General features: G+C 38.7%; 16 protein-coding genes. 13 read left to right on the top strand and 3 right to left on the bottom strand.

The features are described 5' to 3' along the window. Positions 1–327 precede the first annotated feature (327 nt). Entirely contained in the window at positions 328–1,227 is a 900-nt protein-coding gene (gene yddG / locus A3Q33_RS11395) for an aromatic amino acid DMT transporter YddG (RefSeq protein WP_081182543.1), read from the top strand. A 254-nt stretch (positions 1,228–1,481) separates the two neighbouring features. Beyond that, on the top strand, positions 1,482–3,014 hold the full coding sequence (locus tag A3Q33_RS11390; RefSeq protein ID WP_081180045.1) for a S10 family peptidase: 1,533 nt from the start codon (positions 1,482–1,484) through the stop codon (positions 3,012–3,014). A 60-nt stretch (positions 3,015–3,074) separates the two neighbouring features. Here A3Q33_RS11390 and hrpB read toward each other — a convergent pair whose 3' ends face one another. After that, entirely contained in the window at positions 3,075–5,666 is a 2,592-nt protein-coding gene (hrpB, locus tag A3Q33_RS11385; protein WP_081180044.1) for an ATP-dependent helicase HrpB, read from the bottom strand. A gap of 167 nt (positions 5,667–5,833) precedes the next feature. On the opposite strand from hrpB, the gene A3Q33_RS11380 reads away from it, so the two are divergent. The 3 genes from A3Q33_RS11380 (at position 5,834) to A3Q33_RS20610 (ending at position 7,176) form a co-directional block, all read left to right on the top strand. After that, the gene (locus A3Q33_RS11380; RefSeq protein ID WP_081180043.1) at positions 5,834–6,409 is read left to right on the top strand and encodes a 2'-5' RNA ligase family protein; all 576 of its coding nucleotides are present in this window, start codon (positions 5,834–5,836) and stop codon (positions 6,407–6,409) included. A gap of 110 nt (positions 6,410–6,519) precedes the next feature. Continuing rightward, a complete protein-coding gene (locus tag A3Q33_RS11375) occupies positions 6,520–6,921 on the top strand; it encodes a hypothetical protein (RefSeq protein ID WP_081180042.1) in 402 nt (133 codons plus the stop codon). Positions 6,922–7,017: 96 nt separating this feature from the next. After that, complete coding sequence (locus A3Q33_RS20610) at positions 7,018–7,176, top strand: hypothetical protein (RefSeq protein WP_155866759.1); 159 nt, start codon at positions 7,018–7,020, stop codon at positions 7,174–7,176. 316 nt (positions 7,177–7,492) lie between these two features. On the opposite strand, the gene pepB is transcribed toward A3Q33_RS20610, so the two are convergent. After that, on the bottom strand, positions 7,493–8,800 hold the full coding sequence (gene pepB / locus A3Q33_RS11365; RefSeq protein ID WP_081180040.1) for an aminopeptidase PepB: 1,308 nt from the start codon (positions 8,798–8,800) through the stop codon (positions 7,493–7,495). 194 nt (positions 8,801–8,994) lie between these two features. On the opposite strand from pepB, the gene A3Q33_RS11360 reads away from it, so the two are divergent. From A3Q33_RS11360 to panC, 8 genes are all read left to right on the top strand, one after another. Beyond that, positions 8,995–9,834, top strand: a complete 840-nt coding sequence (locus A3Q33_RS11360; RefSeq protein WP_502687188.1) for a hypothetical protein — start codon at positions 8,995–8,997, stop codon at positions 9,832–9,834. An 88-nt stretch (positions 9,835–9,922) separates the two neighbouring features. Then, positions 9,923–10,633 carry a DNA/RNA nuclease SfsA gene (gene sfsA / locus A3Q33_RS11355; RefSeq protein WP_081180039.1) on the top strand — a complete coding sequence of 237 codons (711 nt, stop codon included), beginning with the start codon at positions 9,923–9,925 and terminating at the stop codon, positions 10,631–10,633. A 297-nt stretch (positions 10,634–10,930) separates the two neighbouring features. Further along, complete coding sequence (dksA, locus tag A3Q33_RS11350; RefSeq protein ID WP_081180038.1) at positions 10,931–11,371, top strand: RNA polymerase-binding protein DksA; 441 nt, start codon at positions 10,931–10,933, stop codon at positions 11,369–11,371. A 32-nt stretch (positions 11,372–11,403) separates the two neighbouring features. Beyond that, on the top strand, positions 11,404–12,288 hold the full coding sequence (gene gluQRS, locus A3Q33_RS11345; RefSeq protein ID WP_081182537.1) for a tRNA glutamyl-Q(34) synthetase GluQRS: 885 nt from the start codon (positions 11,404–11,406) through the stop codon (positions 12,286–12,288). A 217-nt stretch (positions 12,289–12,505) separates the two neighbouring features. Continuing rightward, the gene (gene pcnB, locus A3Q33_RS11340) at positions 12,506–13,810 is read left to right on the top strand and encodes a polynucleotide adenylyltransferase PcnB (protein ID WP_231295639.1); all 1,305 of its coding nucleotides are present in this window, start codon (positions 12,506–12,508) and stop codon (positions 13,808–13,810) included. Beyond that, complete coding sequence (folK, locus tag A3Q33_RS11335) at positions 13,810–14,301, top strand: 2-amino-4-hydroxy-6-hydroxymethyldihydropteridine diphosphokinase (protein ID WP_081180036.1); 492 nt, start codon at positions 13,810–13,812, stop codon at positions 14,299–14,301. The genes pcnB and folK overlap by 1 nt, the downstream gene beginning before the upstream one ends. Before the next feature lie 57 nt (positions 14,302–14,358). Continuing rightward, entirely contained in the window at positions 14,359–15,153 is a 795-nt protein-coding gene (panB, locus tag A3Q33_RS11330; RefSeq protein WP_081180035.1) for a 3-methyl-2-oxobutanoate hydroxymethyltransferase, read from the top strand. A 59-nt stretch (positions 15,154–15,212) separates the two neighbouring features. Continuing rightward, complete coding sequence (panC, locus tag A3Q33_RS11325) at positions 15,213–16,061, top strand: pantoate--beta-alanine ligase (RefSeq protein ID WP_081180034.1); 849 nt, start codon at positions 15,213–15,215, stop codon at positions 16,059–16,061. Positions 16,062–16,161: 100 nt separating this feature from the next. Here panC and panP read toward each other — a convergent pair whose 3' ends face one another. After that, the gene (gene panP, locus A3Q33_RS11320) at positions 16,162–17,790 is read right to left on the bottom strand and encodes a pyridoxal-dependent aspartate 1-decarboxylase PanP (protein WP_081180033.1); all 1,629 of its coding nucleotides are present in this window, start codon (positions 17,788–17,790) and stop codon (positions 16,162–16,164) included. Positions 17,791–18,230: the final 440 nt, after the last annotated feature.

The raw sequence follows: 18,230 nt of genomic DNA, 5'->3' as shown, positions 1-18,230 counted from the left end.
TTTATAAAAATTTAAACAACATTAACTGACTATAAAACCGTAAAATTAATGATTCATGTTTTGTTGACTTGCTAACTAAAACGTAAAGTAGTGCTAAGTATGCTGGTTTGTTTAACATTTCATAAATAGTGCTTTTCTTAGTTTGTTATGTGCTAATAGGTTTATCTGGCTGATGTGAGTAGGGTTAGGGACATTAATGTACAAACTTATGTAACACATTGAAGCAGCTGTAAAATGGCCAAAAAATTGTTTTAGCCTATTGCATCTATTTGCCTAAACCGTGATAGTGTTCGCCTAATTCATATGCCATTAAAACCTTTATTCTGTATGTCTTTTATTAATAAAAATAAGTACACGCTTTATGGTGTTATCGCCATTCTACTTTGGAGTGCTGTAACGGCTTTAATTCGCGATTTATCTGAGCTATTTAGTCCTATTGGCGGGGCAGCTTTGATGTACACCGTTAGTGCTATTTTTTTAATGTCTGTTATGGGAATACCAAAAATAAAGCATTATCCAAAACGTTATCTATTTATTGGTGGTGGATTATTTGTTACTTATGAAGTCTGCCTTGCCTTATCTTTAGGCATGGCTAATAGTCGGCATCAAGCGATGGAAATGGCTATTATCAATTACTTATGGCCTGCGCTTACTGTACTTTTGAGTGTTGTACTCAGTAATAAAAAAATAAACATTTTAGTTTATCCCAGTATTTTATTGGCATTTACCGGTGTGGCTTGGTGTATTTCTGGCGACCAAGGTATATCAGTCAGCACGTTAATGAGCAATATTTCAGACAATCCACTGACCTATTTCATGGCCTTTTCAGCAGCCATAATTTGGGCGATTTATTGTGTAGTAACACAAAACATCAGTAACGGGAAAAACGCGATTACACTTTTTTTTAGCGCAACCGCTATAACGCTTTGGGTACAATATATCTTCAGTACTGAACCGAGCTTACAGTTCACCTTGCCTTCTACTTTAACCTTGTTACTTTCTGGTATCGTAATAGGAGCCGGTTATGCCTTGTGGAATCAAGCCTTAATCGGTGCAGATATGATTTTATTAGGAACCTTGTCTTATTTTACTCCCGTATTTTCTACGCTTTTTGCTTCTGTGTATTTATCTATCTCACTAACAGGTTCATTTTGGCAAGGTGTTGCTCTGGTCACTTTAGGTTCACTTATTTGCTTTTTAGTCACTAGAACTAAAAAGCTTATTTAGCCTAGAGCAAATAGGCAGGTGTTGGCTTGATATTCGAGGTTATAATGTAATTGTCATGACTCAGGTAAAGCTAATTTTATAGCGCATTTTGACTTGGAATTTTCAAGCCAGATCGGGCTTAAAAATCAGCTAAAACAAGCCACCACGACTGTGAGTTCGCAACAAAAGTTAACCACTAAAACTCTCCCTTATAAATTGACAATCATACGTACCTCCCCTATAAATAACTGATATTATTAAATTTGGAAGCACCTATGTCATTTCAATCCCACTTCAGACTCATCTGTATTAACCTTTTTATGATTTTTAGTGGTGCTGTTTATGCCGCAGATAATGTCAAAGAGCAAAAAGAGATCAACCCCATACCACAAGCGCAACAATTTATAAGTGAACATAAAGGTCGCTTTAATGGCAAAAGTATTAATTATACGGCAACAGCTGGTGAAACTTACTTAAGAGATAAACATGGTAAAGAAACCGCAAGTATTTTTACTTTTGCTTATACCAAAAAAAATAATAAGAAAGGAGAGAATCGACCCGTTACCTTTATCTGGAATGGCGGACCAGGTTCGGCTTCTACTTGGTTACACATGGGCGCATTTGGACCCAAACGCGTAAAAGTACCTAGCGATGCGCAATTTCCCGGCGCGGCTCCTTACCCAATTTTAGATACAGCTCAATCTATACTCGACGTATCAGATTTAGTGTTTATTGACCCTGTTGGTACCGGTTTTTCTCGCGCCTTAGGGGAACACGAAGGTAAAGAGTTCTGGGGATTGAATGAAGATGCTGCTTCGATGGCAGAATTTATTAGAACTTGGATCACCGAAAATGGCCGTTGGAATTCTCCTCGCTTTTTATTGGGCGAAAGTTACGGCACAACTCGTGCAGCAGCGGTCGCTAAAATTTTAGAGCACGACTTATCAATTAGCTTAAGCGGTATCATCTTTATCTCGCAAGCATTAGATTATCAAGGCTCGAGCCCTTATATTCGAGATAATTTAATCTCTCATATTACTTATTTACCAACGATGGCAGCCGCCGCTGTTTATCATGATAAAGTCAAACCAAAACCTGAAAATTTGGCTAATTTTCTTACCGAAGCACGGGCATTTGCCACTGATGAGTTAATGCCGGCATTATTCAAAGGCAATACCATAAGTGAAGCAACTAAAAACCATATTAACGATAGATTAGCCTATTTTACTGGCCTTACACCAACGTATATTGATAGAGCAGACTTACGTATTCAAGGCTTTCATTTTGCTAAAGAGCTTTTAAGAGACAAAGGTTTATCGATAGGTTTGCTAGACGCACGTTACACGGTAGACGAAGTTGATGATTTAAAAGCAACGCCTGATTATGATGCCAGTCGCGCCATTTCATCGGCCTTCAACTCAGCACTAATGAGCTATATTCGTAGTGATTTGGGTGTCGATTGGAATCGCACATATTTATCACCCGCAGATGATGAACTGTCGAGTCAGTGGAGTTGGCGCACCGCACCAAAAAATAAAGCTTGGGAGCCCACTTACGTCAACACGTCTCACGATTTATCAAAGGCTTTGCGTATTAACCCTACGCTTAAAGTGTTTGTTGCTTCTGGCTACTACGACTTAGTAACACCATTTTTTGATGCTGAATACACCTTAAATCGTCATGGAATAAAGTCTGAACAAATTCAATACAAATACTATCACGGTGGTCATATGATGTACGTAAATGAGCCTACCCGAATAGACTTATTGCATGACACAAGGGCATTTATTCAACAACAAATACAGTAAGTAATATTCAAATCTGATAATCCAACGCGAGTGAGCTTACATTGGCGAAATGTTGCTCACTTAGCCTTTAACATGTCGTTTAGTTTTTCTTGTTGCTTCTGCATTTGCGGGGTCATCTGGCCAAAAATGTTTGGGATATTTTGACTTCATATCCTTTTGCACCTCGCGATAACTACCCTGCCAAAATGCCACTAGATCTTGGGTTATTTGAATGGGGCGCTGTGCTGGCGATAAAAGTTCGATAATCAAGGCGACTTGGCTATTATGATTGCTGTCGCCAATTGATGGCGTAGTACTCACGCCATATAACTCCTGCATAGGTAAAGAAACAATGGGGGCTTGCTCTAAGCTGTATCGAATTCTACATTTCCGCCCCGTTGGCCCGGTAAAGTAACTGGGGGCAAGCTGGTTAAATACTTGCTGTTGTTGATAATTTAACTGACTGAGTAATACTTCAGCTAAATTAAGTTTATCAAGTTGCGCTTTACTCGTTATATCAGCTAAATACGGCCCTAGCCATTGTTCTAAACTAGTTAACAAATAGGCTTCACTTACATCTGCAAAAGCTAAGTGACTTTGCGTTTGATTTAGCCAGCGCCAGCGTAATAACAGCTGCTGTGTTTGTTCGTCAATTTTAAGCCAACTGAGCCCGCGTTTTCGAATTTGTTGACACCAACATTCAACTAACAACTCGGCCGAAAGTTGTTGCGTGGTGTTTTCTTCACTGATAACGAGTGAACCAATCACTTGTTGATTAGCACAACGTATGCGATTTTGCTTATTATCAAAATGAAGCTGTGTTTTGCTGTCTACTGCGGCCACTTGCCAATTAAGTGCTTGCGATAAACTAATCTCGGCGGCTAAAGCGATAGATAAGGTTTGTTGACGCTGAAAAAATTGCACCGCAACAAGGTATTTTTTATCAGCTAAAGCATCATTGTTACTCATGACTAATCCTTTACCATAAGCGGTTAAGTAATGACCTTGATGGTCTCTTTGCTTAGCTAAGCGCTCCGGGTAAGCGAGCATCAATAATAAGCCGCTGCACTCTAGCGGCAATTGTGTAGCATTATTACAAAAGCGCTTTGTGGCGTTGGCACTGTCAGCAGTTTTATTATTGTTAATGTGACTACGTTGCTGGTTCGCCACTCGATATAAACGCTGAGCTTGTTGAATTATTCGTTGATGTTGTGGCCTTTTCGCTTGCTGTAAAAGCTGTATGATCCGCTGCGTTATATCGCAGTTATCTACCCGCTGCTCTGCACTAAAAATGTCGCGTTCTTCTAATAAAGCCGCATATAAACAAGCTAGGGTTAATAAGTGTTCAACTTTTTGACTTTGTTCAAGCTGTGCTGCCGCTAACAACATTTTCGCAAATCGTGGATGACAAGGAAAAACCGCCGCCAATTTACCGTCTGCGGTTAACTGGTGCTGCGCTGACACCAACCCTAAGTTGGCTAACTCCTGCCAAGCTAATTGCTCATTTTTAGCATTGGGCAATTCGATCATCGGCAGTTGTGCACAAGCATTTGCTCCCCACCTTGCGACTTCCATTAGCATGGGCAGTAAATCTGCTTGTTGAATTTCACTACCACTTTGCTCATTTCTGCGCTCAAAGTCTTCTTTACTATATAAGCGAATACAATGACCCGCTTGTAAGCGCCCTGCTCGACCTGCTCGCTGAATGGCTGACGATTTTGCAATACTACGTTGGCTTAATTTGTTGTTCAGTGTTTGCGCATCGTAAATAGCAACATTTTCCAAACCAGCATCAATAACTAAATCGACACCTTCAATAGTCAAACTAGTTTCAGCAATATTGGTTGCTAACACTAATTTGTGATGACCTCGTGGCGCAGGAGCAATAGCTTGCTGCTGCTGTTGTAATGATAACTCGCCATACAATGGGCACAACGCCATATTTTCAGGCATAAATGGCTGTAATTGCTCAGCTAAATAGCGAATATCGCCAGTGCCGGGCAAGAACATTAATATCGAACCTTGGTGTGTGTTTACTACAGATTTCAACACTGATAACGCATGCTGACGCCAAAACCGGGTATTACTCGGCGCTTGATAACTAATATCAACCGGATAACTACGGCCTTTACTTTCTAGCGCTATCGCATCAGGCAGTTGTTGATTTATCGCTTCTGTCGCTAAGGTGGCTGACATCAGCAGAATTTTTAAATCTTCTCGCAAGCCTTGTTGAATATCTCGCGTAAGCGCAAAAGCTAAATCGGCGTTGAGTGAACGCTCATGAAACTCATCAAAAACCACTAAACCACAATCAGACAGTTCTGCATCGTGTTGAATTATTTGCGTTAAAATACCTTCAGTAATAACTTCTAGTCGGGTATTTTTTGAAGTTTTACTTTCATTACGTAACCGGTAACCCACAGTTTGGCCAACACTTTCACCGAGTTGCTGCGCTAAGTAACAAGCAATATTTTTTGCCGCTAGACGCCGAGGCTGCAAAAGGTATATTTTTTGATCCGATAAACAAGCTAAATCTAACAACCATAACGGTAAGCAAGTTGATTTCCCCGCACCTGGAGGCGCGGTTAACAATAAAGTTTGATACTGATTTAATGCCGCAATAACATCATCTTTAATATCATCGATAGGCAGTTTTTTGGCCGTTAGCGTCATAAATTATATAGCGTTGTTGTAAATTTAAAGTTTTATGGCTGTAATGTTAACATATCAAGGTTGTAGCTTTAATTGACAATTATGTCTAAGCAATTAAAAGCATTTTTAAATTGTAAATAGCTAAAACAATAATCACTTTTATTATGTATCTAAGGAAAGGAGTAGTAATGAATAAACGCATGTTTCTTGCCTTAGATATTTCAGGCGTTGATAAAGAGAAAATTGCTCAATGGCGAGCGCAATATTTACCGTTACCCTTTAGAGCAATTGATAAGCAAAACTTTCATGTAACCTTGGCCTTTCTCGGTTTAGTCAGTGACGATCAACAAGCGAATTTAGAGCAATTAATTAGCCAGCAGCACAACATGATTCAACAACAACTAAAGCCTTTAGTTGAAAACACTAAAACCTTGTCTTTGCTATTGTCAAAGGTGGGTTATTTCAAAACCGCTCAAGTATTACATCTTATGCCAACGGTATGCCCTGACTGGTTAATTTATGTAAATAAAACGATGGTGGAATTAAGCTTAAATTGCGATATATCGATTAAAAACAACGGTTATCAGCCGCATCTAAGCTTATATCGTAAAGCAAAATTTTCATTGCCTAACACCAACATCCCCCTGCAAGAAATAGCGTTTAAACAACGATTAAGTATTACGAGCTTTAGCTTGTATCACTCATATTCTTCTGAGAAAGGCGTAAGATATGAGCCAGTTAAAACTTGGAAAATAAACATTTAACGGTTATTTTATATACAAATAAAACTGGCAATAATTTAAATCTATGCTTACTTGGCAAGAGTGAAAAATACTGCTATCACTTAGCACCCTGTTTGAAATGGAGTTGGACAATGGAAACCATAGTAGAAGATAAATATTCAATAGCATCGCGATCGAACATTTTACAAGTAGAAGCCTTTGGTCCATTTAATGACCGCGTAACAGAAAAATACATCGAGGATATGTACAGCGCTTGTGATCAATTTTCTGGTCAACCTTGGGGCTTATTAATTGCTTTTTATGGTAACAGTGTTTTTTCACCTGAAGCTGAAGAAGCGCTAATCAAGGTCAATAAATACCGTGTAAAACAGGGGTTAGTCGCCAACGCGAGTGTTTTAATTGATAGCAGCACTGCCGATATTCAACAATTACAACTACGAAGAATTTATCAAGCCTGTAATATTACCTTTTACGTATTTAGCGATATCAACAGTGCAAAATCTTGGTTAGAACAATATTTACAACGCAGCTAACAAGTTTAGAAAATCAACAATAGCCCAATATCAGCCAATTAAAGCCAATACTAAAATTTATCAACCATCGCTAGGAAGTAATTTTATAGCGATTATTTGGGTGCTTTAAAAAAAGTATATAAAAAGATAATTAACGCTAACGGTGGAAAAACCATCGCAAGTAAAATGAATAATGCATCTTTTAGAGGCTTAGGACTTTTAGTTTGCAATACAAAATATGCAACAGCCGCTAAAACCAATGAAAACAAAATGTAATATCCCACGTAAGTATAATTAATCATGGTTTTACCTTTTAAATACCAACGAAAATATTATTTCAGTTTTTGATAGTTGCACAGATTACTGTAAAAATAGATCTTTAGCTTCCCTGCAAGTTGGCAGCATAAATAACGACCGACTAATGCAATATGCCTTGAAACTGAAGATCAGCATCAAGGCATAAATATATATTTTTGCTGGGCACTTAACAAATAGCGGGATCAGTCTCAGCTTTTTACACCACTGCCACCGCTTGCGAATAGCCAAGGCTCGTAACCTCCGCCATCCTCATCAATGCGTTATTATCAGGGTGCTAATGGTTAGATATCAAATCTGCAATAGTAGCAATACCAAGACCAGTTGCGCCCGCGGCCCATAAGCCAGATTCAGCACCGTTATACGCGCCTGCTAAATCAAAATGTAACCAACCAGCACCGCCATTATCTACAAAGCGTGATAAAAATCCTGCAGCATTACTTGCACCACCAGCACCACCACCTTTTACTGTGCGACTATTTGCCGTATCAGCAAATACCGATGGACATTTATCTTGATGCCAAGGCTCTAAAGGTAATTGCCAAATTGCTTCACCGGTAGCTTTTGCTGAAGCTTGTGCTTTTGCTGCTGCGTCATTATCAAGTGCGAATAATGCCGTGTAATCACCACCTGTTGCACCAACTGCAGCGCCCGTTAACGTAGCCGCATCGATAATCATTGGCGCGCCTGTTTCACTTGCCGCCATTAAGCCATCAGCAAGTACAAGACGACCTTCTGCATCGGTGTTAGCAATTTCACAAGTTACGCCATTTTTATAAGTAATAATATCGCCAAGTTTATAAGCGTCGCGGCTGATCATGTTTTCTGCACAGCAAAGGTACAACTTAACTCGTTGATTCAAACCTTGCTTCATTGCCAAAGCTAACGCGCCAGCAACAACCGCAGCACCGCCCATATCGCATTTCATATCAAACATACCGGCGTTACTTTTAATGCTATAACCACCACTGTCAAAAGTAATTCCTTTACCAACTAAACATGCGGTTACCTGTGCGTTGTTGTCACCAGTAGGGTTAAAATCAAGCTCAAGCAAACATGGTTCGTTAATACTGCCTTTACCAACGTTGTAGATACCCATCCATTGTTGTTCTTTCAGCGCTTCACCTTGAATAAGGCGAGTAGAAACATGCTCTGGTGCAAGGTTTTTAATATAGTCTGAGGCTAATTGTGCCAACTTTAATGGGTAAAGCTCAGCAGGTGTTTGATTCGTTAAGTCACGACTCCAAGCATAAACAGCTAATTTATTGTTCAAGCGCTCGATTAAGGCTGGTTCACCACAAAAACTGATGTTTTCTAATTTATTGACACAGCTAAAACCTAAAGCAAATGCCCACTGACTCGCTTCATCCCATGCATCGCCTGCTAAAGCTGCATGTTCTATGTCTAATTTTTCTATTTTGCGCGCTGCCATTTGAATTTTTCGTAAGCGATAAGCGGCATCTTGAGGTAAATAAATAGCAATATTATCTTCAGAAATTTGCAGTGTTTTATCTTGCTGCCAACCCTGTGCATTATTAGTTGTTGTTAACGTTATTGAAACTGGAGCGGAATTAACTGTTGTCATGTTATCGCCTTTACATTTATTTTAAGCTGATAGTTTACACTACATAAGTAAATAATTAACCTAAACACTTAGTTGACCAAACAGGATTTTTGATTCGGTTCATACTAAATATTAGATCAGTCAATAAAGCTTTAATAGATTAATATTTTTAAGCTTTTATATTATAATATTTTCAAAATAAGGTTTTCAAATAAATGCGCTTGAGTCACTATAAATTTACTTATTTATTAATGGTAATTTTGCTATTTTTATCAAGTTATTCTCAAGCACAAGGAAACGCTTGGATCTTAATAGACAATTTTGAACAAATAAACAGCGCTCAAGCTTGGACTAAAGCAGATACTAAAAATGACACTTCACCTAAAATAGCTAATCCTCAAGTAACAGAACAAAGGCGTGAAAGTCAGCATGCAAACTCATACCTCATTAAAAAGCCAGCTGAAGATAATATTATAGGCAACAGAAAAGCCTTAACTTATAAAAAGTTACCCAAACCAGTAGAAGTAGGAGAAACCTATACTTTTTATAGCCGAATAAATGTTGAATCATTTCCTAATAACCATGCTTTTGGTCTCAGTAATATGCAGCCAATGGATATTGAACTCAACGATTACAATGCCTTTGAGCCTACGATTAGAGTAAGCGATAAAACTGAATCTAACGGCCGGGTCAATACTGGCGCGCTAATGGTAAAAGTGCAGCAAGGCTACGCTAATATTATCAACCCACTGAGCCAAAAAGATGCGAAACCTTTAATACCAGGCACTTGGTATCAAATATGGTATGTAGTTAATAATGCTTCAATAAGTGACAACGGACAAAAGTATGATCTCTACATTCAAGGCGGAGATGAGTTCCCCAAACAAACAAAAGTATTTTCAAATGCCACATTTAGAATGGCAAGAGAATTACCGCTTATTTATTTTTTAATGAATTGTAATACCGGCCCAAAGTCACACCCTTATGGCAACGGAGGTTTGAAGTATGACGATTTGTACATGGCAAAAAATATCAACCTCAGCCAACCTAGGTAACTGAAAGTAAATAAGAGATCTGCTAAGCAATTAGCAGTTCAACGCTGTATAACGTAAAATAAGCAAAATTTATAACATATTTAGCTCAATGGAAATTAACCTTAAAAAAGCCAGCTTAATTCAACGATACAAACGTTTTCTTGCCGACATTACCTTAGAAGATGGAAGTGATTGTACAATCCATGTTGCAAATACAGGCGCTATGACTGGCTGTGCTGTGCCCGATGATACAGTTTGGTATAGCACTTCTGACAACCTTAAACGGAAATATCCCTTTAGCTGGGAATTAACACAAACTGACAAAAATCATTTTATTTGTGTTAATACCATTCGCGCAAATCAATTGGCGGAACAAGCTATTTTAAATGGCACTATTACAGAGTTACAAGGTTTTGAAACATTAAACCGTGAAGTAAAATATGGTGAAGAAAATAGTAAAATTGATTTTCACCTTGTAGATAAAGCCGGCCGTGAAACTTTTATTGAAGTCAAAAGTGTTACCTTATTAGAAGAAGATCAAGGCTATTTTCCAGATGCAGTTACGCTACGTGGGCAAAAACATTTACGTGAGTTAATAGCGATGGCAGAAAAAGGTCACCGAGCCGTACTTTTATTTGCCATACTTCATTCTGGTATCAATGATATAAAACCTGCAGAACATATTGATGCCAAATACACAACATTATTGCGTGAAGCGAGCCAACAAGGCGTTGAAATCATAGCTTACAAAGCTATATTCCAAAAAGCGGAAACCAGTTTTATTGTCACTTTAGCCAATAAAGCGCCGGTAATACTTTAACGACAACAAATAAATAGCGACGATAATGATTGACGGGAGGGCTATAAACTTGCTAAAAGAGCTTGCTCAAAATTTATTGTCACCTTGGTTAAAGTTTAGACAGCGATTTAAATTAAAAAATATTTATCATTTTTATCGTAATTATTTATCAATTCAGCCTTGAATTTCGTATGAGCTAACACAATATATGTGGGATATTTTAAGCCTATATAAATTGGCGGTTGCAACCAAGCGATGAAGTTACATGAAGTAACCTATATTCATCGATTTAGGTCTAGTAGCATTAGGAGAATTACCATGCCAACACAGAAAACATTGGGTATTTTAGCATTAGCAGGCGTTAACCCTTACGTTGAAAAGTCCAAAGAAGAATACATGAACGCTGCGCAACTAGAACATTTCAAGAAAATTCTAGACGCGTGGCGTATACAACTTCGTCAAGAAGTAGACCGTACCGTAACGCACATGCAGGATGAAGCAGCAAACTTTCCTGACCCTGTTGACCGAGCGGCTCAAGAAGAAGAGTTCAGTCTTGAATTACGTACACGTGATCGTGAACGTAAACTGATCAAGAAAATTGAAAAAACCTTACAACTTATCGAAGATGACGATTTTGGTTTTTGTAACTCTTGTGGCATCGAAATCGGCATCCGTCGTTTAGAAGCCCGTCCAACGGCTGACCTTTGTATTGAATGTAAAACTTTACAAGAAATCAAAGAACGTCAATTAGCAGGCTAACACCTTCTAACTTGTTGGAACTTAATAAATATTTGCGACCCGATATTGCTCAACAATACCGTGGTCGCTTTGCTCCTTCCCCTTCCGGTTTTTTACACTTCGGTTCACTCATTGCGGCTTTGGCAAGTTATCTAGACGCAAAACATAATAACGGCCAATGGCTAGTCAGAATTGAAGATATTGATCCTCCTCGAGAAAAAGCAGGTGCAAGTGCTGAAATCCTTAAAACACTAGAACTTTTTGGTCTACATTGGGATGAAGATGTACTTTACCAAAGTCAGCAAAGTCGGGTTTATCGTGAAGTATTGGCCGAGTTATCACAACAAAATCTAAGTTATTATTGTTGTTGTACTCGCGCTCAAATTAAAGCAGCAGGTGGCATCTACCAAGGCCATTGCCGACAACTAGCGCACCCCAAAAATAGCAGTGCAATTCGCGTAATTAATAGCTTGGGTATCTCACAATATAATGACCTTATTCAAGGCCAAGTAACGTGCAACACAGCACTTGCTCAAGAAGATTTTATTGTATTAAGAAAAGACGGCCTATTTGCTTATCAATTAGCGGTAGTCGTTGACGATATCTATCAAAATATTAGCCATGTTATCCGCGGTTGTGACTTGCTTGAACCGACAGCGCGGCAATTAAGTTTTTATCAAATATTGCAACATACCGCCCCTAAGTTTGGCCACTTTCCACTAGCGGTAACCGCAGCAGGTTTTAAATTAAGCAAACAAAATAACGCGCCTGAAATTGATAAAAAAAATCCAATACCTACCCTCTTATCAGCCTTAACATTCTTAGGTCAACAACCCCCTAAAGAATTAAAATACGCCAGTGTCACTGAACTTTTAAGCTGGGCGATCACCCACTGGTCAATCATGCAAGTGCCAAAATCACAAGAAATAGTTTTATAAGCCGTTTTTTCACACTGTTTTCATTCTCTTTTCCCTTACACTGTTATATCATTGCGCGAGAAATTTAATGATAAAACTGGGGTCCACCATTATCAAAAGCGTCATCAACTTGTGTAAAAAAGTACTCGGAAAAGCACGAAAAAACAGTTCTAAACAGCCATCATTTGAACAGCCAATTATACTTTCTCGTGATCAGCACCCTGTATCAAGAAAACACATGAGTCACAATGCCTTAAAAGTATTGTATCGCTTAAATAAAGGCGGCTATGACGCTTATTTAGTGGGCGGTGGTGTCCGCGATATAATTTTAGGTTTAACGCCTAAAGATTTTGATATTGCCACCAACGCAACCCCAGAGCAAATTAAGGCTTTGTTTCGTAATTGTCGACTTATTGGTCGCCGTTTTCGTCTTGCACACATTGTTTTTGGCCGCGAAATTATTGAAGTGGCCACTTTTAGGGGGCATCACGACAGCGATGAAGATAAAAACTGTCAAAAAACGTCTAAGCAAAGTGAAGATGGCATGCTATTGCGTGACAATATATATGGCAGTATTGAAGAAGATGCTGAACGTCGTGATTTCACCATAAACGCGCTTTATTACTCAGCTAAAGACTTTAAAGTTTATGACTTTGCTAATGGTGTTGCAGATGTTTACGCTAAACAAATCCGCTTAATTGGCGATCCTGAAACACGCTACCGTGAAGATCCGGTTAGAATGTTGCGTGCAATTCGTTTCGCCACAAAATTAGACATGGAAATTCATGCTGATACCAAAGCACCAATAAAATCTCTTGCACCACTGATGGCGAATATTCCACCAGCGCGTTTGTTTGAAGAATTTTTAAAGCTGTTTATGTCAGGTAAAGCGGTAGAAAACTTCGATCTTCTTAGAAATTACAGTTTATTTCAGTACTTTTTTCCAGCTGTTGATCAACAACTTAATCAAAAATCTCAGGTATATTTAGCCAATTTCATTGCTTTAGCGATGAAGAATACCGATTATCGTGTTAATAATGATCAGCGAGTTACGCCAGCATTTTTATTCGCTGCAATGCTTTGGTACCCCATGCAAGAGCACATACAACGCTTAAATCGTGAAACTAAACTCACGCCACAAGATGCATTTTTTGGTGCCTTAAGTGAAGTAATGTCAGAGCAACAACGCAGCATTGCAATACCAAAGCGCTTTCAAGCGGTAATGAAAGATATTTGGATTTTACAAGAAAAATTAGCCCGCCGAGATGGCAAACGAGCATTTAAAGCGCTTGAACATCCTAAATTTAGAGCCGGATATGACTTTTTGTTACTGCGCGCCGAAATAGAAACTGCTGCAGATAACCATACAGAACAAGGTTCTTCGCTTCAGGAACTTGCCAAGTGGTGGGGAGACTTCCAAGAGAGCAATGCCGAAACACAGCAAGTTATGGTAAAAAGTATCGTGCCTAATAAAAATGGACCTCGACGCACAACACGAAAACGTAGAAAGCCTCGCGTAGAAAGTTCGAGTAGCGACGCGTAATGTCATTAACCTACATTGGTTTGGGCAGTAACTTATCTGATCCACAAGCGCAGATATGCTCTGCGTTGGATAAGCTAAAGCAACTCGAACAATGCAAGGTAACTTTAGTGTCTTCTTTGTATTACAGCCGCCCTATGGGGCCGCAAGATCAACCTGATTACATGAATGCAGTAGTCGCGCTTGAAACAAGTTTAAGTGCGATAGAATTACTTGAGCAGCTACAAAGTATTGAAAACAATGCCGGTCGAGTGCGTAAGGACAATCGATGGGGCGCTCGGGTGCTAGATTTAGATATTCTTTTATTTGATCAGCAAATAATTAACACAGAACGTTTAACAATTCCTCATTATGGCTTGAAGTCTCGAGAGTTTGTTTTACTTCCGTTAGCTGAGATCGCACCCAATTTAGTTTTACCTGACTGTGATAGTATTCAAGAACTGGCTAATCAGATTGATAATAATGGACTAAAAATTCACAGTAAGTTAGGTTAGAATATCAACTCTAAAATTAGCAAAATTAATGATGCATCATAACCAACGGAATATAATATGGCTAAAATAACAACCGCCACCTTAATAAAAATGAAACAACAAGGTGAAAAAATTACCACTATTACCGCCTATGATGCCAGTTTTGCAAAGATATTTGATCAAGCAGGTATTCATGCGATATTGATCGGTGATTCACTAGGCATGGTTTTACAAGGCCATGACGACACCCTACCTGTTGATATTGACCACATGGCTTATCATACACAAAGTGTAAAGCGCGGCGTGGAAAACACCCTTATTATTGCTGACATGCCTTTTATGAGCTATGCGACCACTGAGCAAGCTTATATCAATGCCACCAAGCTAATGCAAGCAGGTGCTAGTATAGTAAAGCTTGAGGGCGGTGAATGGTTAGAAGAAACGATAAAAGGCCTAGTAGAGCGTGGTATCCCTGTTTGTGCTCATTTAGGATTAACACCACAGTCGGTGAACGTATTTGGTGGTTTTAAAGTACAAGGTAGAGAGAGTGATAAAGCCCTTGAGATGATAGAACATGCCAAAGCATTAGAAGCTGCAGGCGCACAGTTATTAGTACTTGAGTGTATTCCAAGTAGCTTGGGTAAAGCTATTACAGAAACCGTGTCGATACCGACAATTGGAATTGGCGCAGGCAAAGATACTGATGGACAAATTTTAGTCATGCATGACGCCCTAGGTATCTCTTGTAGTTACATGCCAAAATTCTCACGCAACTTTTTAATCGATACTGGCGATATAAAAAAAGCAATCGAGTTGTATATTGACGAAGTCAGCAAGGGTAACTTTCCTGGCCCTGAACATATTTTTAAATAGCTGAAACTAATTGTCATTTAAACAACAGTCTTCAACATCGAGTAGAAAGTAGAATAACCATGCAAACAATTGAAAAAATTTCGAATTTACGCGGCGAAATTAATCTCTGGCGACAGCAAGGTCTTAAAATTGCTTTTGTGCCAACCATGGGCAACTTACATAAAGGGCATATTGCCCTTGTAGAAAAAGCCAAGTTACTTGCCGATAAAGTGGTTGCCAGTATTTTTGTCAACCCAATGCAATTTGGTGCCAATGAAGATATCGACAATTATCCAAGCACAATGCCTGAGGATAAAGAAAAGCTACTTGCTGCTGGTTGTGATTTATTATTTACACCAACGCCCGCTATTATTTATCCTAAAGGCTTAGATAACCAAAGCTATGTTGAGGTGCCTAATGTTTCTCAAAGCTACTGTGGTGAAAGTCGTCCTGGGCACTTTCGTGGTGTGACAACCGTTGTTTGTAAGTTGTTCAATTTAGTCCAACCCGATATTGCTTGTTTTGGCCTAAAGGACTACCAACAAATTCAAGTCATTCAAATCATGGTTGAAGACTTATCTATGCCGATTGAGATAATACCAGTCGAAACCGTTCGAGAGCCCTCTGGCTTAGCGTTAAGTTCTCGTAATAACTATTTAAGTGAAACAGAAAAAGAAATCGCTGCAGCTTTAAGTCAAAATATTCAATGGTTAGCGAAAGAAATTCAACATAATAATGACTTTATTGGTTTGGCAAGAAAAGCCGCTGAGTATATTAATAATGCAGGGATGAGAACTGATTATATTCATATTTGCAATGCTCGCACTTTACAGCCAGCAAGTGAAGACGATAAAGAATTAGTTATTCTCGCAGCTGCACATTGTGGCAAAGCAAGGTTAATCGATAATCTACAAGTTAAATTAGCTTAAGCCATTTGGCTAGAATATGAGTGCATGACTATTACATTGCACATTTAGAGAAGAAAGCGACTACATTGTAAGTCGCTTTTTTTTTCCTGAAAATAAGCGTTTAGGTCATCGACAACAATAAAGGTAAAAAGCGTTCACTTTCTTGTGCCAATAACGTCTGTTCAGCTAATACATCTTGTAGAATAGTTTGGGTGGTCAACGGGTTGGCTAAAACAACACGAAAGACTAAAGTTTTGCGCCCTTGGTATTTTTTTACTTCAATACGGGTACGAGAAACAAAAGATTTACCATTTTCACGTTGTCTTTTTTGGACGAATTCTGTCAATTTATCCAGCAATACATTAATGTTTTCTTGTTCAACATCACTAGCGTTAGCCAGCAATTTTTGTACACTACTTGGATTATAGCGATAAGTTAATAAACATAATTCAGGCTTAGTAACCAATTCGAAATCAGCATGCTGCTCGATTAATTGCGCAAAGTAATTAGCTTTTTCAATACTGCTATTAATCAGTAATTCATAGCCGGGACGACTGATCACATGCAAAGCTGCATAGACTAACATCGCCATACCAGGACGTGAACCTTCTAAAGTATGGCTCCCTAAATCTTTTGAGCCTTTGCGTAAAATATACTCCGCATGATGTTCAATCGCAGCAACAGAGGCCGGGTTTTTAAACACTACTAGCCCTGCCCCCATCGGCACATACATTTGTTTGTGTGCGTCAATAGTGACCGAGTCAGCTAACTCGATACCTTTTAATAATGGTCGGTATTTATTCGATAATAAAGTCGCGCCACCCCAGGCGGCGTCAACATGAAAATGCGCATTATAGCGTTGAGCTATGTCAGCCATTTTATCAAGCGGGTCTATATTGCCGGTTTCTGTTGTGCCTGCAACGCCTACAATACTGAGAACTTGAATATTTTCACGCGCCAACTCCTGGCATTTTTCTTCTAGCAGTTGGCAATCAATTTTATTATTTTCATCGGTTGGAATAGCAATAACACTGTCTTGCCCTATACCTAAAACATCTGCTGATTTTTTCAGTGAATAATGACCACGAGCTGACACTAAGATAGCTAAACCGTCATAGTTATAATGTTTAAGTGCCTTAAACAAGCCCTCTCGCGCTACTCCTTTAAATTCACCGTCCGGCTTTAATAAGTTGTTACGTGCAACCCAAAGTGCCGTTAAATTAGCGACAGTGCCGCCTGAGCAAAATGCGCCTAGTGAATGATTAGCACTATGCATCCATTGTTGATAAAACGGCTCTTCATCTTGATAAACTAAACGATGCATCATACCAAGCACTTGCCGTTCCATTGGGGTAAATGCTTTCGACGTTTCAATTTTCACCAAGTTTTGATTTAAGCCAATCATCAGCTTTGATAAAGGTAAAATAAAGTACGGTAATGCGGAGGTCATATGACCAATGAAATTTGGACTGGAGGTATGAACAGACTGTGACACAAGCTTATCAAGTAAGTGGTGCATGTGATCTGAAACAAAAGCAGGAGTTTCAGGGATCTGCGAGTCAGCAAAATCTTTTTCAATTTCGCTTAAGGCTTGTTCTGTCGCTGCAATATGTGCACCTAGGAAGCCAGCCAAGTTTTGAGATATCTCATTCTCTATGCGACCCAGTGTAGAATTGGGTGCAACAGGAATGGTAAAAATACGATGTAAAGACTCTTCAGAAACTTTTGCTGTGCGTTTATTCACCGTCATACATATTCACTATTAACGACTTGCCCTAAGCAAGCTGATATTTATATAAGATCGGCACTTTAATAAAAAACCAGTCAAAAGTCTCGTTATTTTCATCATGAACCGTGCTTTAAAACTAACCTAAACTGAAGTTAGTTTTAAGTTTCTACAGTAAAATAATGCGAGCACTATGTATTGGTTCAGGCTAACTCAGTAAAGTCGCGATATAAACTAATCCAAGTTCAACTATGGCCAAACTGCTTAAAGCCATCATAAATACAGTTCTTTTTATATTGTTAGTCATGGTATTCATCCTAAATTTCACGTTGATATAGTAAGTAATATCAATATTCAGGCCATATATTTAACTATTTGAAATACAATATAAAAAAATAATTACCCGCTAAAAACAATATTATTTCAATACAATTATTGGCTAATTTTTTGTTAAATTAACCAAT

It is taken from the genome of Colwellia sp. PAMC 21821 (assembly GCF_002077175.1).
Classification (GTDB): domain Bacteria; phylum Pseudomonadota; class Gammaproteobacteria; order Enterobacterales; family Alteromonadaceae; genus Cognaticolwellia.
The sequence above is the reverse complement of the archived record's forward strand: the minus strand, read 5'-3'. Positions and strand labels throughout refer to the sequence as shown.

Coding starts and splice junctions, on each gene's coding strand:
- dksA (WP_081180038.1), top strand. CDS start 10,931: ATGCCAACACAGAAAACATTGGGTATTTTAGCATTAGCAGGCGTTAAC.
- sfsA (WP_081180039.1), top strand. CDS start 9,923: ATGGAAATTAACCTTAAAAAAGCCAGCTTAATTCAACGATACAAACGT.
- pcnB (WP_231295639.1), top strand. CDS start 12,506: ATGAGTCACAATGCCTTAAAAGTATTGTATCGCTTAAATAAAGGCGGC.
- A3Q33_RS11360 (WP_502687188.1), top strand. CDS start 8,995: ATGCGCTTGAGTCACTATAAATTTACTTATTTATTAATGGTAATTTTG.
- yddG (WP_081182543.1), top strand. CDS start 328: ATGTCTTTTATTAATAAAAATAAGTACACGCTTTATGGTGTTATCGCC.
- pepB (WP_081180040.1), bottom strand. CDS start 8,800: ATGACAACAGTTAATTCCGCTCCAGTTTCAATAACGTTAACAACAACT.
- A3Q33_RS11380 (WP_081180043.1), top strand. CDS start 5,834: ATGAATAAACGCATGTTTCTTGCCTTAGATATTTCAGGCGTTGATAAA.
- folK (WP_081180036.1), top strand. CDS start 13,810: ATGTCATTAACCTACATTGGTTTGGGCAGTAACTTATCTGATCCACAA.
- panC (WP_081180034.1), top strand. CDS start 15,213: ATGCAAACAATTGAAAAAATTTCGAATTTACGCGGCGAAATTAATCTC.
- panB (WP_081180035.1), top strand. CDS start 14,359: ATGGCTAAAATAACAACCGCCACCTTAATAAAAATGAAACAACAAGGT.
- panP (WP_081180033.1), bottom strand. CDS start 17,790: ATGACGGTGAATAAACGCACAGCAAAAGTTTCTGAAGAGTCTTTACAT.
- A3Q33_RS11375 (WP_081180042.1), top strand. CDS start 6,520: ATGGAAACCATAGTAGAAGATAAATATTCAATAGCATCGCGATCGAAC.
- hrpB (WP_081180044.1), bottom strand. CDS start 5,666: ATGACGCTAACGGCCAAAAAACTGCCTATCGATGATATTAAAGATGAT.
- A3Q33_RS11390 (WP_081180045.1), top strand. CDS start 1,482: ATGTCATTTCAATCCCACTTCAGACTCATCTGTATTAACCTTTTTATG.